The sequence below is a fragment of the Streptomyces sp. NPDC025833 genome, from assembly GCF_055558055.1.
This window is the reverse complement of the sequence record NZ_JBVHNF010000008.1, coordinates 280,836-295,100: the sequence shown is the minus strand read 5'-3', so window position 1 is coordinate 295,100 and position 14,265 is coordinate 280,836. Positions and strand designations below refer to the sequence as shown.

At 74.7% G+C, this 14,265-nt stretch carries 12 protein-coding genes; 3 read left to right on the top strand and 9 right to left on the bottom strand.

Annotation, left to right across the window (positions count from 1 at the left end):
- Positions 1–71: 71 nt before the first annotated feature.
- Positions 72–1,763, bottom strand: coding sequence for a protein kinase domain-containing protein (locus tag ACZ4K2_RS16610; protein WP_467468348.1), 1,692 nt, complete (start codon positions 1,761–1,763; stop codon positions 72–74).
- Between the two features lie 332 nt (positions 1,764–2,095).
- Here ACZ4K2_RS16610 and ACZ4K2_RS16605 point away from each other — a divergent pair, with 332 nt between their 5' ends.
- Positions 2,096–3,724, top strand: a complete 1,629-nt coding sequence (locus tag ACZ4K2_RS16605) for a protein kinase domain-containing protein (RefSeq protein WP_467468350.1) — start codon at positions 2,096–2,098, stop codon at positions 3,722–3,724.
- Between the two features lie 292 nt (positions 3,725–4,016).
- Here the strand turns inward: ACZ4K2_RS16605 and ACZ4K2_RS16600 are convergent, their stop codons facing one another.
- Complete coding sequence (locus ACZ4K2_RS16600) at positions 4,017–4,559, bottom strand: bacterial proteasome activator family protein (RefSeq protein ID WP_467468352.1); 543 nt, start codon at positions 4,557–4,559, stop codon at positions 4,017–4,019.
- 173 nt (positions 4,560–4,732) lie between these two features.
- On the opposite strand from ACZ4K2_RS16600, the gene ACZ4K2_RS16595 reads away from it, so the two are divergent.
- Entirely contained in the window at positions 4,733–5,449 is a 717-nt protein-coding gene (locus ACZ4K2_RS16595; protein ID WP_467468354.1) for a hypothetical protein, read from the top strand.
- A gap of 37 nt (positions 5,450–5,486) precedes the next feature.
- Here the strand turns inward: ACZ4K2_RS16595 and ACZ4K2_RS16590 are convergent, their stop codons facing one another.
- Genes ACZ4K2_RS16590 through pdhA form a run of 7 tightly spaced genes read right to left on the bottom strand, consistent with a single transcriptional unit; the run spans position 5,487 to position 13,588 of the window.
- Positions 5,487–6,467 carry an NAD(P)H-quinone oxidoreductase gene (locus ACZ4K2_RS16590; RefSeq protein WP_467468356.1) on the bottom strand — a complete coding sequence of 327 codons (981 nt, stop codon included), beginning with the start codon at positions 6,465–6,467 and terminating at the stop codon, positions 5,487–5,489.
- A gap of 29 nt (positions 6,468–6,496) precedes the next feature.
- The gene (locus ACZ4K2_RS16585; RefSeq protein WP_467468358.1) at positions 6,497–7,594 is read right to left on the bottom strand and encodes a potassium channel family protein; all 1,098 of its coding nucleotides are present in this window, start codon (positions 7,592–7,594) and stop codon (positions 6,497–6,499) included.
- Positions 7,591–9,003, bottom strand: coding sequence for a molybdopterin molybdotransferase MoeA (locus ACZ4K2_RS16580; protein ID WP_467468360.1), 1,413 nt, complete (start codon positions 9,001–9,003; stop codon positions 7,591–7,593). Before ACZ4K2_RS16580 ends, ACZ4K2_RS16585 begins: the two co-directional genes overlap by 4 nt.
- On the bottom strand, positions 9,000–9,905 hold the full coding sequence (locus ACZ4K2_RS16575) for an NTP transferase domain-containing protein (RefSeq protein ID WP_467468362.1): 906 nt from the start codon (positions 9,903–9,905) through the stop codon (positions 9,000–9,002). The genes ACZ4K2_RS16580 and ACZ4K2_RS16575 overlap by 4 nt, the downstream gene beginning before the upstream one ends.
- Before the next feature lie 46 nt (positions 9,906–9,951).
- Positions 9,952–11,433 carry a dihydrolipoamide acetyltransferase family protein gene (locus ACZ4K2_RS16570; protein ID WP_467468364.1) on the bottom strand — a complete coding sequence of 494 codons (1,482 nt, stop codon included), beginning with the start codon at positions 11,431–11,433 and terminating at the stop codon, positions 9,952–9,954.
- Positions 11,433–12,437: an alpha-ketoacid dehydrogenase subunit beta gene (locus tag ACZ4K2_RS16565; protein WP_467468366.1), complete on the bottom strand. Its 1,005-nt coding sequence runs from the start codon at positions 12,435–12,437 to the stop codon at positions 11,433–11,435. Before ACZ4K2_RS16565 ends, ACZ4K2_RS16570 begins: the two co-directional genes overlap by 1 nt.
- Positions 12,434–13,588 (bottom strand): pyruvate dehydrogenase (acetyl-transferring) E1 component subunit alpha, encoded by a 1,155-nt coding sequence (gene pdhA / locus ACZ4K2_RS16560; protein WP_467468368.1) that lies wholly within the window; start codon positions 13,586–13,588, stop codon positions 12,434–12,436. Before pdhA ends, ACZ4K2_RS16565 begins: the two co-directional genes overlap by 4 nt.
- Positions 13,589–13,763: 175 nt before the next feature.
- Here pdhA and ACZ4K2_RS16555 point away from each other — a divergent pair, with 175 nt between their 5' ends.
- Positions 13,764–14,264: an Lrp/AsnC family transcriptional regulator gene (locus ACZ4K2_RS16555; protein ID WP_467468370.1), complete on the top strand. Its 501-nt coding sequence runs from the start codon at positions 13,764–13,766 to the stop codon at positions 14,262–14,264.
- Position 14,265 lies beyond the last annotated feature (1 nt).

Here is a 14,265-nt window from a genome sequence, read left to right as displayed (position 1 = left end):
GACGGCCCGGCCGCCGGGCCGGGTCAGTCCGGGTCGGCCCCCGCCGTCGTCCCGGCGTCCGCCGGTGCGCTTCAACCGCCGGTGGTCTCGCCCGTGGTGCCGTCGGTCGTGGTCCCGTCGGTGGTGGTGCCGCCCTCCGCGGTGTTGCCGCTCCCGGTCGTGGTGGTGCCGCCGCCCCCGGTCGTGGTGGTGCCACCGCCCCCGGTGGTGGTCGTGCCGCCGCCCCCGGACGTGGTGGTGTCACCGCCGGTGGCGGTGCCGCCGTCCGTCGGGTCCGTGGGCTGGGACTGCGTGGGCTGCGGGTCCGTCGGCTCGTCGGTCGGCGTCGACGGGGCCGTCTGCGACTGGGTGTACGAGGGCTGGGTCGCCGGGGGCCAGTCGGAGCCGGAGCCGGTGCCGGTGTCGGAGCTGCCGGTGTGCTGCCCGGTGTCGGTGGGCTGCTTGGTGTCCTCGGTGGACGGGCTGCTGGAGGGCGACTCGGGCTTCGTGCTCCTGGAGTGCGTCGTCGTCGGCTTGGTGTCGGTGCCGTCGCCACCGCCGCCGCCCGAGCCGTTCATCGCCAGCGCCACACCGCCCGCGATCGCGACGACCGCGAGGACGGCGAGGATCCAGAGCTTGCCGCGCCCGCTGCCCTTGTTGCCGTGCCCCTCGAAGCCGCCGTCGTCGCCGCCGCCGTAGCCCGCGGGCAGGATCGGCTGCGGGATCTGCGCGGTGCCGCCCGCGTCCATGGGGTGCGGCATGACGGTCGTCCCGGCGAAGCCGCCGGCCGGGGTGTGCCGGCCGTCGTGCGCCTGCACCGGGCCGGTGTTCCAGGTGCCGCTGTGGCCGCCCTGCTCGTACAGCATCTGCAGGCCGTACTGGACCAGGCCGCGCATCTCCTCGGCCGTCTGGAACCGGTCGTCGGGCTCCTTGGCGAGGGACCGCATCACCAGGCCGTCCAGCTCCGGCGGGCAGGTCCCGTCGACCACCTGCGACGGCGGCACCGGCATGTCCTGGACGTGCTGGTAGACCACCGACAGCGGGGTCTCGCCGGTGAAGGGGGGCCGCAGCGCGAGGAGTTCGTACAGCAGGCAGCCGGTCGCGTACAGGTCGGAGCGGTGGTCGACGGCCTTGCCGAGCGCCTGCTCGGGGGAGAGGTACTGCGGGGTGCCCATGACCATGCCGGTCTGGGTCATGGTCGTGGACGCGCCGTGCAGGGCGCGGGCGATGCCGAAGTCCATCACCTTGACGGCGCCGCTGTCGGTGATGATCACGTTCGCCGGCTTGATGTCGCGGTGCACGATGCCGTGCTGGTGCGAGTAGGCGAGCGCCTCCAGCACACCGGAGACGATGATCAGGGCCTGCTCGGGGCCCGGCGCCTCGGCGTTCAGCAGCAGGTCGCGGATGGTGCGGCCCTCGACCAGCTCCATGACGATGTACGGCACGGCCTGGCCGCCCACCGTGTCCTCGCCGGAGTCGTACACGGCGACGATGGCATGGTGGTTGAGGCCCGCGACGGACTGTGCCTCGCGGGTGAAGCGCGCCTTGGAGACCGGGTCCTCCGCCAGGTCGGCGCGGAGCAGCTTGACCGCGACCGTGCGGCCCAGGCGGACGTCCTCGGCCGCGAACACCTCGGCCATGCCGCCGCGGCCCAGCCGGTGCGTGAGCCGGTACCGGCCGTCGCCGACGAGCCCGCCGTTGCCCCACAGTTCCGGCCCGTCTGACATGCCGCCGCCAGTCGCCTCGGGGTCGGACGGGCCCTGAGAGCGCTGCGTCTGTGCCATCAGTCCTCGCCGTCGTTTAAGCCCGCGGTGCGCGCGGTGTTGTCACGGTCTCCGTCGGCCACGCTACAGCCTCCGTGGGCGCCGCCGGTTCGGAACGGCCCCCGGGACGGACCGGCCATGAAACCCGCAGCACGCGCTGTCGTGCAAATTCCGTGTGCTGGTCGTACGCACCCGGTAACGCTTGCGCGACGCTTCTTGCGCGTACGGTCACGGAACGGGCACCGAGCTTGACGTGTCGGTGCCCTCGGGCAGACTTGGCCGGTAATGACACATTCGATCAAGGCCTGTTTCGCGGGATGACGGCGCCTGACGGTCAGTGGGGGACGCGGGAGATGAGCCAGGACGGCGCACACGGCCGGTACGCGGGGCAGGCGCTGGCCGGTGGCCGCTACCAGCTTCGCGACTTGCTGGGCGAGGGCGGCATGGCCTCGGTGCACCTGGCGTACGACGCGGTGCTGGACCGTCAGGTCGCGATCAAGACCCTGCACACCGAGCTCGGCCGGGAGCCGGCCTTCCGGGAGCGCTTCCGGCGTGAGGCGCAGGCCGTGGCCAAGCTCACGCACACCAACATCGTCTCCGTCTTCGACAGCGGCGAGGACGAGCTGAACGGCATGGCGACGCCGTACATCGTCATGGAGTACGTCGAGGGCCGGCCGCTGGGCTCGGTCCTGGAGCAGGACATCCGGCAGTACGGCGCGATGCCCGCCGACAAGGCCCTGAAGGTCACCGCCGACGTGCTCGCGGCCCTGGAGATCAGCCACGAGATGGGGCTGGTCCACCGCGACATCAAGCCGGGCAACGTGATGACGACCAAGCGCGGCGTGGTCAAGGTCATGGACTTCGGCATCGCCCGCGCCATGCAGTCCGGCGTCACCTCCATGACCCAGACCGGCATGGTCGTCGGCACCCCGCAGTACCTCTCGCCCGAGCAGGCCCTCGGCCGCGGTGTGGACGCCCGCTCCGACCTGTACTCGGTCGGCATCATGCTGTTCCAGCTCGTCACCGGGCGGCTGCCGTTCGACGCCGACTCCCCGCTGGCGATCGCGTACGCCCACGTGCAGGAGGAGGCGGTCGCGCCCTCCTCCGTGAACCGCGCGCTGCCGCCCGCCGTGGACGCGCTGGTCGCCCGCGCGCTGAAGAAGAACCCGAACGAGCGCTTCCCGACCGCCGAGGCCATGCGCACCGAGTGCCTGCGCGTCGCGGCCTCCCTCCAGGCGGGGGCGCCGAGCATCGTGCCGGGCGCCGGACCGCAGCAGAGCGGCTCGGGGGTCGGCTCCGCGGTGTTCCCGCCGGTCGGCCAGGCACCCCAGCACCCGCAGGGGCAGGTGCGGACGCCGTACCAGCCGACCCCCGCACCGAGCCCGTACGGCGTCCCGACGCCCGCCCCGGCCTACGGCTACCCGCAGCAGGGCGGCTACCAGACGCCTCCCGCCGGGTACGGCCCGCAGACCGCGCCCGGCACCCCGCCGCCGTACACGATCGCCCCGCAGCAGGCCGGGCGCGCCCAGGGCGGCGGCGGCAGGAAGCCGGCGGTCATCGGCTCGGTGGCGGTCGCGGCCATCGTGGTCGCCGGGATCGTCGTCGCGCTGGCCCTCAAGAACACCGGCGGCGGCACCGAGGCCGGTGGCGGCGGCACCAGCGCCTCGTCGTCCACGACCCCGCAGTCGGGCTACCGCGGGCCGGACCACACCCGGCGGATCGACAAGGAGAAGTGCACCGATCCGCAGGAGTCGTGGAAGGACCCGGAGAAGGCGGAGATGCCCGACCTGCGGTACAAGGACATCGACTCGGTCAAGCAGTGCCTCCAGGCCGCGGGCTGGAAGTGGGACATCAAGCGCCAGGCCGACAACACCTGGGGGGACGGGACCGTCCTGAACCAGTTCCCCGCCCAGGGCACCGACATCGACCCCGACGACCCGGGCAGCATCCAGCTCAGCGTGTCGACGGGCAACCCCGAGTGAGACGCGCCCGCGTGCCCACGCCGTAGCCCCCGCCCGGCGGTCGCGGCTCTCCGGCAGGGGACCGGCGCGTCCCTCCACCCGGGGATCGGGTACGGCTCTCCGCCCGAGGGGCGGGTACGGCTCTCCGCCCGAGAGGCGGGTACGGCTCTCCGCCCGAGAGGCGGGTACGGCCGGGGCCCGGCGGTATCCCGCCGGGCCCTCTCGTGTGTCGTGGTCTGTGGGAATCTGTCCGGGTGCGGAGCCGCGGCCGGGGCGGCCGGGCGGGCCGCCCCCGGGTACCGCGGCGGGCCGCCTACAGGTACGGGCCGCCCGAGCGGCCGCCCGTCTGGTGGTCGTCCCCGCCGTCGGGGCCGGCGACGCCCGGCGGCAGCGCCCGGCGCATCTGCTCGAGCTGGGCCCGCGCCGCCATCTGCTGGGCGAACAGCGTCGTCTGGATCCCGTGGAAGAGACCCTCCAGCCAGCCCACGAGCTGCGCCTGCGCGATCCTCAGCTCCGCGTCGCTCGGCGTGCCCTCGTCGGTGAACGGCAGGGACAGCCGCTCCAGTTCCCCGACCAGTTCCGGCGCCAGGCCGTCCTCCAGCTCCTTCACGGAGCTGGCGTGGATCTCCTTCAGCCGCACCCGGCTGGCCTCGTCGAGAGGAGCCGCACGCACCTCCTCCAGAAGCTGCTTGATCATGCTGCCGATCCGCATGACCTTGGCCGGCTGTTCCACCTGCTCCGTCACCGGAATCTCACGGGAGTCCTCCTCCCCGCCCCCGCCGAGCGCCATCCCGTCCTGACCCACGACGAGGATCTGGGGATTCTCGGGCGACCGTTCGTTCCTCGGCATCTCCATGCCGTCATTGTCTCGCACGCCGGTCCCCGCCACCGTGGTGCCCCCTCATAGAGCCGGTCCGCCGGTTAGACCCGACGGCGTAATCCGGAATGCCCGGCGCCACGCGGAATGTGAGGCTTGTTCCCGTCCGTCATCCGCAGGTCACGACATCTGGGCTCCGGGAGGTCACCGACGTGACTCCACGCCTGCGACACACGCTCCGCCGGCTGGGGCTGCTGACCGTCCTGACGGCGGCGGCCCTGCCGGTGGACGGCACCGCCCTCGCGTACGGCGCGACGGCCGCCTACACCGCCGGGCCGGACCCGGTCCGCGCGCCCGGCCCGGGACACGGGGACGATTGGTGGGAGCCCACGCGGCCCGCGTCCCCGCAACACCGGGACCCACCGCACGAGGCGCCGCGGCACCCGGCCCCGGGCCGCGGGCACCCGGATCGGGAGCACCCGGAGCACGACGGGCCGAGCCCGGTGCCGTCGGCCTCCGCCGGCCTGCCGAGCGAGGACTCCGCGGCCCTCGTCCCGGTGCCCTCCGACTCCGCCTCGGCGTCGATCCGCCCCTCCCGCTCGCTCGCCTCCCCGTCGCCCTCCCGGGCGGGCAGTCAGGCCGGTGAGGGACGGATGCGGCCGGGCCGGGCGGAGGGATACGCGTCCGGGGTGGAGGGCGACGACGAGGCCGCCGCCCCCGCCGCGCGGCCGGCGGAACCGGAGACGACGGACCTGCCCACCGACCCCGCCACCCCGGCTCCGACCCCGTCCCGCACGGCCCGGCAGGCGGCCCGGCAGGACGAGGCCGCGGAGCCCGCCCTGCGGATCCTCCCGCTGGGCAGCGGCCTGGTCCTCATCGGACTGGGGCTGGGGCTGGCGATGCTCGGCCTGCGGCTGCGCCGGAGCTGACCGCCGGACCGGCCACCGCCCGGCACCGGCCGCGCCGCTACTCCGCCACCAGCAGCACCTTGCCGATGTGCCCGCTCGCCTCCACCAGCCGGTGCCCCTCGGCCGCCTCGCGCATCGGCAGCTCGCGGTCCACGATCGGGCGGACCCGCCCCTCGGCGAGCAGGGGCCACACGTGCTCGCGCACGGCGGCGACGATGGCCGCCTTCTCGCCCAGCGGCCGGGCGCGCAGCGAGGTCGCGCTGATCGCGGCCCGCTTGTTCAGCAGAGCGCCGATGTTCAGCTCGCCCTTCGCCCCGCCCTGCATGCCGATGATCGCCAGGCGCCCGTTGACGGCGAGGGCCTCGACGTTGCGGTCCAGGTACTTGGCGCCCATGTTGTCCAGGATGACGTCGGCCCCCGCGCCGTCCGTGGCCCGCTTGATCTCGGCGACGAAGTCCTGCTCGCGGTAGTTGACGAGCGTGTCCGCGCCCAGCTCGGCGCAGTAGTCCAGCTTCTCCTTCGTGCCGGCGGTCACCGCGACCCTGGCACCGGCCGCCTTGGCGAGCTGGACGGCCATCGTGCCGATGCCGCTGGAGCCGCCGTGCACCAGCAGCGTCTCGCCGGGACGCAGGTGGGCGACCATGAACACGTTGGACCAGACCGTGCAGACCACCTCGGGCAGTGCCGCCGCCCGGGTGAGGTCGACGCCCTCGGGGACGGGCAGGAGCTGCCCGGCCGGTACGGCGACCTTCTCGGCGTAGCCACCGCCCGCGAGCAGCGCGCACACCTCGTCGCCGACGGCCCAGCCGGAGACGCCGGGGCCGAGCGCGGCGATCCTGCCGGAGCACTCCAGGCCGGGGTACGCGGAGGCGCCGGGCGGTGGGTTGTAGAAGCCCTGGCGCTGCAGGATGTCGGCGCGGTTGACGGCGCTGGCCACCACCTCGACCAGCACCTCGCCCTCGCCGGGCACCGGGTCGGGGACCTCGTCCCACACCAGCGCCTCGGGACCACCAGGTTCGGGAATCGTGATCGCATGCATGCCGGTGACGCTACTCCTGACCGGTCCCGTCATCCGTGTGGCAGGGGGCGGGTGTCCGGGGTGACCCGCGTGGCCGGGGAGGCCCGGACGATGGTGATGAGCCGGTCGGTGAGCTGGAGGGTGCCGACGGCCGGGTCGTCGTAGCCGAGGACCCGGTGCCCGCGCAGGACGCTCACCACGAGGTCGTCCGTCTCGCGCGGCTTCTTGCCCACCTCACGGCGGACGACGGGGCGCTCGATCATGTCCAGCCCGCTGCCCTGCTGGATGAGGTCCTCCATCACCATGCCGGCCGCGGGGCTGAGCACGGACAGGCCGAGCAGCCGTCCGGCCGCTCCGGAACTGGTGATGACGGCGTCGGCGCCGGACTGCTTGAGCAGCGGAGCGTTCTCCTCCTCGCGGACGGCGGCCACGATCTTGGCGCTGCGGTTGAGCTGGCGGGCGGTCAGGGTGACCAGGACCGAGGTGTCGTCCCGCTGCGGGGCCACGATGATCTGCCGGGCCTTGTGCAGCTCGGCCCGCTTGAGCACGTCACTGCGGGTGGCGTCGCCTATGACACCGGCGAAGCCCTCGGCGGTCGCCGCTTCGATCGCCTTTGAGCTGGGGTCGACCACGACGACCTGTTCCCTCTTCAGCCCGGTCGTGCAGACGGTCTGGATGGCCGACCGCCCCTTGGTGCCGAAGCCGATGACGACGGTGTGGTCGCGCAAGGTGGACCTCCAGCGGTTCAGGCGCCATTCCTCCCGGGTGCGTTCGGTGAGGACCTCCAGCGTGGTGCCGACCAGGATGATCAGGAACAGCACGCGCAGGGGCGTGATGACGAGGATGTTGGTGAGCCGGGCACTGTCACTGACCGGGGTGACGTCGCCGTACCCCGTGGTGGAGAGGGTCACGGTCGCGTAGTAGAACGCGTCGAGCAGGTCGACGGGCCCGTCGGAGCTGTCCCGGTAGCCGGCGCGGTCGGCGTACACGACGAACGCGGTGGCGACCAGGACCACCAGGGCCATGACCAGCCGCTTGACGACCTGGCGGATCGGGCGCTCCACCACCTTCCTCGGCAGCTTCACCCGATGGGTCACCAGGTGCTCGCCCGCCTGGCGGGCGATGGCGTCATGACCCGGAAGTTTCACGTGAAACACACCCCGATTCCGGCGGTCGCCCATGGCAGGTCCAGCAGTTCGGCCGCCTCGTCCTGGCGGGCCCCGCCCGGCGGTACGACGGCCAGCGCGTCGGCGGCCGCGACACCGCGCAGCATGGCCGGGCCGTTGTAGCGCAGCGGCACGGCGTGGTCGCCCCGGAGCACCACGGGGATCAGCCGGGTGTCGTACGGGTGCCCCTGCACGGCCTCCCCGAGCGGCAGGGAGTACGGCTCCGGGGCGGGGCGGGCGGCGAGGGTCCGCAGCACGGGTTCGGCCAGCGTGAGCAGGCCGGAGACGGCCGCCAGCGGGTTGCCGGGCAGACCGACGAGGTGCTGGTGGTCCTTGGTGCGCGCCAGCAGCATGGGGTGGCCGGGACGCACCTTGACCCCGTCGACGAGCAGTTCGGCGCCGATCCGCTCCAGCACGGGGTGGACGTGGTCGACGGGCCCGGCGGCGGTGCCGCCCGTGGTGACGATCAGGTCGGCCCTGGACCCGGTGACCGCCCTGCGGAGCGCCTGGGCGTCGTCGCCGATCCGGCGGACGGCGGCGACGTCGGCGCCGAGCGCGCGCAGCCAGGGCGGCAGCATGGGGCCGAGCGCGTCCCTGATGAGTCCGTCGTGCGGCAGGCCCTCGGTCAGCAGCTCGTCGCCGAGGACGAGGACGTCGACCCGGGGGCGGGGCACGACGGTGACCGTGTCGTAGCCGGCCGCCGCGGCGAGGCCCAGGACGGCGGGGGTGACCAGGGTGCCCACGGGCAGCAACTGGTCGCCGCCGCGGCACTCCTGGCCGCGGGGCCGGATGTCCTGGCCGTGGAACATCTCACGGGTCGTGTGCAGCCGGCCCTGGCTGTCGGTCCGGCCGTGTTCGGTGCGCAGGACGGCGGTGGTGTCGGCGGGGATGCGGGCGCCGGTGGCGATGCGGACGGCCTCGCCGTCGGTGAGCGGCTCGGGCTGCGCGTGCCCGGCGAGCGCGCCCTCCTCCCGCACCCGCCAGGGGCCGGGCCCGGCGACCGCCCAGCCGTCCATCGCGGAGGTGTCGAAGGAGGGCAGGTCGGCGAGCGCGTCGAGGGGAGCGGCCAGGACCAGCCCGAGCGCGTCGTCCAGCGGGACGGCGACCGGGGCGCGGCGCGCACCGGCGCCCGGCGCGCCCTTGGCGCCGTGGGCGCGCGCGGCGCGGGCCGCGATCTCGCGGGCCCGGGGCCAGGGGGTGGCCCGGTGTCCCTCGCCGGAGTGCTCCGCCGCGGACCGCGGGGAGGTGCCGGGCAGCCGCCCGGCACCGTCGTCCGCGCCGTCGTCCCGGGTCTCCCGGTGGCCTTCCCTCACCAGCGCCAGGGCCTCCTCGACATCGAGGTCGTCGGTTTCGGCGGCGGGCGACCCGGCCCGGGTGCCGGGGGCGGTCATCCGGCGTCCGGGGCGCTCGGGCCCCCGTCGCCGCCGCCCCCGTCGTTCTCCTCTTCCCACCGCAGGGCCAGCGCGGCGGCCCGGCGGGCGGCCTCGGCCACGGCCTCCGGGCCGCCCTCGCCCTTCGCCGCCGCGTAGCCGACGAGGAAGGTGGTCAGCGGCGCCGCGGGGCGGGCCACGCCGTGTGCGGCGTCCCGGGCCAGGTCGAGCAGGACGCCGGTGTCGACGTCCAGGTCGATGCCCAGTTCGTCCTTGACTGCGGAGATCCATTCATTCAACACACACCCATGCTCCCTGATGCGCGCCCTGGCGTCGGCGATGTCGTCCCAGGTGTCGCAGTCGAAGGAGGCGAGCGGGTCGGGGACACGGGCGAGACGGAGGGCGGCGGTCAGCCCGCGCAGGGGCAGCCCGGCGAGGCCGTCGTGCGCGGCGGCGAGGGCGGCCAGCTCGCGGCGCAGCGCCGCGGTGCGGTAGGCGGCCACCAGTGGCTGGTCGCGGCCGTCGGCGTCGGTGAGCAGCGCGCCGTCGGCGCCGGTGTCCTGAAGGGTAATCAGCAGCCGCTCGACGGTCGGCCGGGCCAGGAAGGGCAGGTCGGCGGAGAGCACGAGGGTGTGCCCGGCGGTGGTGCACCGCAGGCCGGCCTCCAGCGCGGCGACCGGCCCGCCGCCCGGCGGCTCCTCGTGCGTCCAGCGCACCGGCCGTGCGGTGGGCCGGGGTGCGGCCACGACCATGGTCGTCCGGGCGTCCGCGCAGGCCGCGAGCACCCGGTCGAGCAGGGCCCGGCCCCCGACCCGGACGCCGGGCTTGTCGGCCCCGCCGAGCCGCCGGGCGGCGCCCCCGGCGAGCACGACGGCGTCGTACGGCGCGGGCGCCCCGGAGGTGGCGGGTGCGGAGTCGGTCACCCCCCGAGTATGGCCCGTCCGCCCGGCCGTCCGGACCCGCCCCGGGTCACAAGGTGCGCAGCAGCACCGCCGGTTGCTCCACGCAGTCCGCCACGTACCGCAGGAAGCCGCCCGCCGTGCCGCCGTCGCACACCCGGTGGTCGAAGGTGAGCGAGAGCTGCACGACCTGCCGGACGGCGAGTTCGCCCTCGTGCACCCACGGCTTGGGGACGATCCGGCCGACGCCGAGCATGGCCGCCTCCGGGTGGTTGACGATCGGAGTGGAGCCGTCGACGCCGAAGACGCCGTAGTTGTTCAGCGTGAACGTCCCGCCGGTGAGGTCGCCGGGGGTGAGCGTGCCCGTGCGGGCGGCCTCGGTGAGCCGGGTGAACTCGGCGGTCAGGGACTCGGCGTCGCGGCCGTGGGCGTCCCGGACGACCGGCACCACCAGTCCGCGTTCGGTCTGGGCGGCGAAGCCGAGGTGGACCCGGTCGAGCTGGACGACCTCGCGGGCCTCGGTGTCGACGTAGGAGTTCAGCTCGGGGAACCGGGCCAGGGCGGCCGTGCAGACGCGGGCGAGCAGCGCGAGGAGGGAGATCTTCGGGCCGCCCGTCGCGTTCATCGCGGTCCGGGCGCGCAGGAGCTCGGTCGCGTCGGCGTCGACCCAGCAGGTCGCGTCGGGGATCTCCCGGCGGCTGCGGGAGAGCTTGTCGGCGACGGCACCGCGGACGCCCTTGAGCGGGACGCGGACGCCGCCACCGGCACGCGCGGGCGCCCCGTGCGCCGGGGCGGGGGCGGGTGCGGGCTCCCGGCCGTCCGTGCCGAGGGGCGCGGCGGCGGTGCGCAGGGCGGCCTCGACGTCCGCGCGCAGGATGAGCCCCTGCGGACCGGAGCCGGCCAGCCGCCGCAGGTCGACGCCGTTGTCCCGGGCCAGCCTGCGGACGAGTGGGGAGATCACCGGAACCGGCCCGTCGCCCGGCACGGCGGCGGGCACGGCCGAGGGCGGCTCGGCGAGCGCCCGCGCGGCCGTGGACGCCTGAGGCGCCGCGGATGGCTGAGGCGCCGCGGATGGCTGAGGCGCCGCGGATGGCTGAGGCGCCGCGGATGGCTGAGGCGCCGCGGATGGCTGACCGGCCGCGGGTGCCGCGCCGTTCGTGTGGGGCGGCATCGGGACGGTCCCCGGCGCCTGGGCGTGCCCGTCGGCGGGGACGGTGCCCGCCCGGACCCGGCGCCGGCGGGCCGCCGGGGCCTGGGTGCCGTAGCCCACGAGGACGTTGCCCGAGCCCTCCGGCTCCGCGGCGGACTCCCCCACCGCGACCGTCAGGAGCGGGGCGCCGACGGGCAGCTCGGTCCCCTCCTCGCCGAAGCGGGCGGTGATCACGCCGCCGTAGGGGCAGGGCACCTCGACCATCGCCTTGGCCGTCTCGACCTCGACCACCGGCTGGTCGACGGTGACCACGTCGCCGACCTGGACCAGCCAGCGGACGATCTCCGCCTCGGTCAGTCCCTCGCCGAGGTCGGGCAGTCTGAACTCCAGCACCTGAGCCATCAGCCCTCGGCCTCCCACTGCAGCCGGGCCACGACGTCCAGGATGCGGTCGACGCCGGGCAGGTGGTGCCGCTCCAGCATGGGCGGCGGGTACGGGATGTCGAAGCCCGCGACGCGCAGCACCGGTGCCTCCAGGTGGTGGAAGCAGCGCTCGGTGATCCGGGCCGCGATCTCGCCGCCCGGCCCGCCGAACCCGGTGGCCTCGTGGACGACGACCGCGCGCCCGGTGCGCCGGACGGCCGCGCAGACCGTCTCGTCGTCGAACGGCACCAGGGAGCGCAGGTCGAGGACCTCCAGGTCCCAGCCCTCCGCCCGCGCGGCCTCGGCGGCCTCCAGGCAGACCGGCAGCGAGGGGCCGTAGGTGATCAGCGTGGCGCTGCTCCCGGGGCGGCGCACCACGGCGCGGCCGACGGGGTCGACGTCCGTCGGCCGCTCGGGGTTCCAGGTGTCCTTCGACCAGTACAGCCGCTTGGGCTCCAGGAAGACGACCGGGTCGTCCGAGGCGATGGACCGGCGCAGCAGCCCGTAGGCGTCGGCGACGGTGGCCGGGGTGACCACGTGGAGGCCGGGCGTCGCCATGTAGTAGGCCTCGGAGGAGTCGCTGTGGTGCTCGACGCCGCCGATGCCGCCCCCGTAGGGGACGCGCACGGTGATCGGCAGGGGCATCCGGCCCCGGGTGCGGTTGCGCATCCGCGAGACGTGGCTGATCAGCTGCTCGAACGCCGGGTAGGCGAAGGCGTCGAACTGCATCTCCACCACCGGCCGCAGGCCGTACATCGCCATGCCGACGGCGGTGCCGAGGATGCCGGCCTCGGCGAGCGGGGTGTCGGTGCAGCGGTCCTCGCCGAACTCCTTGGCGAGCCCGTCGGTGACGCGGAAGACCCCGCCGAGGGCGCCGACGTCCTCGCCCAGGACGTGCACGGTGGGGTCGGCGGCCATGGCGTCGCGCAGCGCGCGCGTGAGGGCCTGCGCCATGGTGGCGGGCTTGACGGCGACGGTCGTCATCGGGCGCCGCCTTCCGGCGTTCCGTGCTGCTCCCGCTCGGCGTCCAGCTCGGCCCGCAGCAGGGCCCGCTGCTCGCGCAGTTGCGCGGTGCTCTCGGCGTAGACGTGGTCGAAGAGGTCCATGGGGTCGAGTGCGGCGTCCTGGTTCATGCGCTCCCGCAGGGCGGCGGCCATCGTCTCGGCGTCCTGCCGGGCGGCCTCGATGCCCGCCTCGTCCAGCAGCCCGCGCGTGGTCAGTTCGCGTTCCAGCAGCTTGATCGGGTCGTGGGCGCGCCACGCCTCGATCTCGGCGTCGCCCCGGTACCGGGTGGCGTCGTCGGCGTTGGTGTGGGCGTCGATGCGGTACGTCACGGCCTCGACGAGGGTCGGGCCGCCGCCCGCGCGCGCGTGGCGCACGGCGTCGCCGAGGACCTCGTGCACGGCGGCTGCGTCGTTGCCGTCGACCAGTCGGCCCGGCATGCCGTACCCGACGGCCTTGTGGGCCAGGGAGGGCGCGGCGGTCTGCTTGGCGAGCGGGACGGAGATGGCGAAGCCGTTGTTCTGCACGAGGAAGACGACCGGTGCCTGCCAGACGGCGGCGAAGTTCAGCGCCTCGTGGAAGTCGCCCTCGCTGGTGCCGCCGTCGCCGACCATGGCGAGCGCGACCACGTCGTCGCCCTTGAGGCGGGCGGCGTGGGCGAGGCCGACGGCGTGCGGGAGCTGGGTGGCCAGCGGGGTGCTGAGCGGGGCCACGCGGTGGGCGTGGGGGTCGTAGCCGGTGTGCCAGTCGCCGCGCAGCAGGGTGAGCGTCTCGACCGGGTCGACGCCCCGGGCGACGACGGCGAGCGTGTCCCGGTAGCTGGGGAAGAGCCAGTCACGCTCCTCGAGGGCCAGCGCGGCGGCGACCTCGCAGGCCTCCTGGCCGGTGCTGGACGGGTAGACGGCGAGCCTGCCCTGTTTGGTCAGGGCGGTGGCCTGCGTGTTGAAGCGGCGGCCGCGCACCAGCTCGGCGTAGAGCCGGCGCAGCAGGCCGGGGTCGGCCTTGCCGGCCGTCTCGGTGCCGAGGACGCGGTAGGGCTCGGCGTCGGGCAGCAGCGGCGCGGGGTCCGTACGGGGCTGCCAGGCGGGCGGCGGCGATGGCCGGTAAGCGCCCCGCTGCTCCAGAACCGTCATGACGGCACCTCCTCGTGGGAGTGGCTACGGGAGGCGTGTCGGCTGTGACCCGCCCCACCTACCGATTGTTCGGTCGTCGGCACATTTTGGCTACAGGCACCTCCAGGCTGTGGACAAACGGTTCTCCACAGCCTGGAATGAACGCAGGACGTCCACGGCGGAGGAGCGGGGGGACATGGAGCCTGAACAAATGGCCGAGGGGCCGCCGGAAGGTGTCGTGCTCCCGCCCCCGCGGCCGCTGGACGCCATCGACCAGGACATCCTGCGGATCCTCCAGGCGGACGGCCGCGCCTCGATACGCTCCGTCGCCGACCGCGTCCACGTCTCGCGCGCCAACGCCTACGCCCGCATCAACCGGCTCGTGGAGGACGGGGTGATCCGGGGCTTCAGCGCGCGCGTGGACCACGAGCGGGCGGGGCACGGCACGTCGGCGTACATCACCCTGAAGATCGTCCAGAACACCTGGCGCACGGTCCGCGAGCAGCTCAGGCAGCTGCCCGGGGCCTCCCACATCGCTCTGGTGGGCGGCGACTTCGACGTGCTGCTGATGGTGCACACGCCCGACAACAGGGCCCTGCGCGAGCTGGTGCTGACGCGGCTCCAGGCCATCCCCGAGGTGCTCAGCACCCGCACGCTGCTGGTGTTCGAGGAGGAGGATCTGGAGCCGGACGGCTGAG

Bases quoted from the DNA above. Each gene is read 5' to 3' on its own strand.
- ACZ4K2_RS16605 (WP_467468350.1), top strand. From the start codon at position 2,096: ATGAGCCAGGACGGCGCACACGGCCGGTACGCGGGGCAGGCGCTGGCC.
- ACZ4K2_RS16580 (WP_467468360.1), bottom strand. From the start codon at position 9,003: ATGACCGCCCCCGGCACCCGGGCCGGGTCGCCCGCCGCCGAAACCGAC.
- pdhA (WP_467468368.1), bottom strand. From the start codon at position 13,588: ATGACGGTTCTGGAGCAGCGGGGCGCTTACCGGCCATCGCCGCCGCCC.
- ACZ4K2_RS16555 (WP_467468370.1), top strand. From the start codon at position 13,764: ATGGAGCCTGAACAAATGGCCGAGGGGCCGCCGGAAGGTGTCGTGCTC.
- ACZ4K2_RS16570 (WP_467468364.1), bottom strand. From the start codon at position 11,433: ATGGCTCAGGTGCTGGAGTTCAGACTGCCCGACCTCGGCGAGGGACTG.
- ACZ4K2_RS16565 (WP_467468366.1), bottom strand. From the start codon at position 12,437: ATGACGACCGTCGCCGTCAAGCCCGCCACCATGGCGCAGGCCCTCACG.
- ACZ4K2_RS16600 (WP_467468352.1), bottom strand. From the start codon at position 4,559: ATGGAGATGCCGAGGAACGAACGGTCGCCCGAGAATCCCCAGATCCTC.
- ACZ4K2_RS16590 (WP_467468356.1), bottom strand. From the start codon at position 6,467: ATGCATGCGATCACGATTCCCGAACCTGGTGGTCCCGAGGCGCTGGTG.
- ACZ4K2_RS16610 (WP_467468348.1), bottom strand. From the start codon at position 1,763: ATGGCACAGACGCAGCGCTCTCAGGGCCCGTCCGACCCCGAGGCGACT.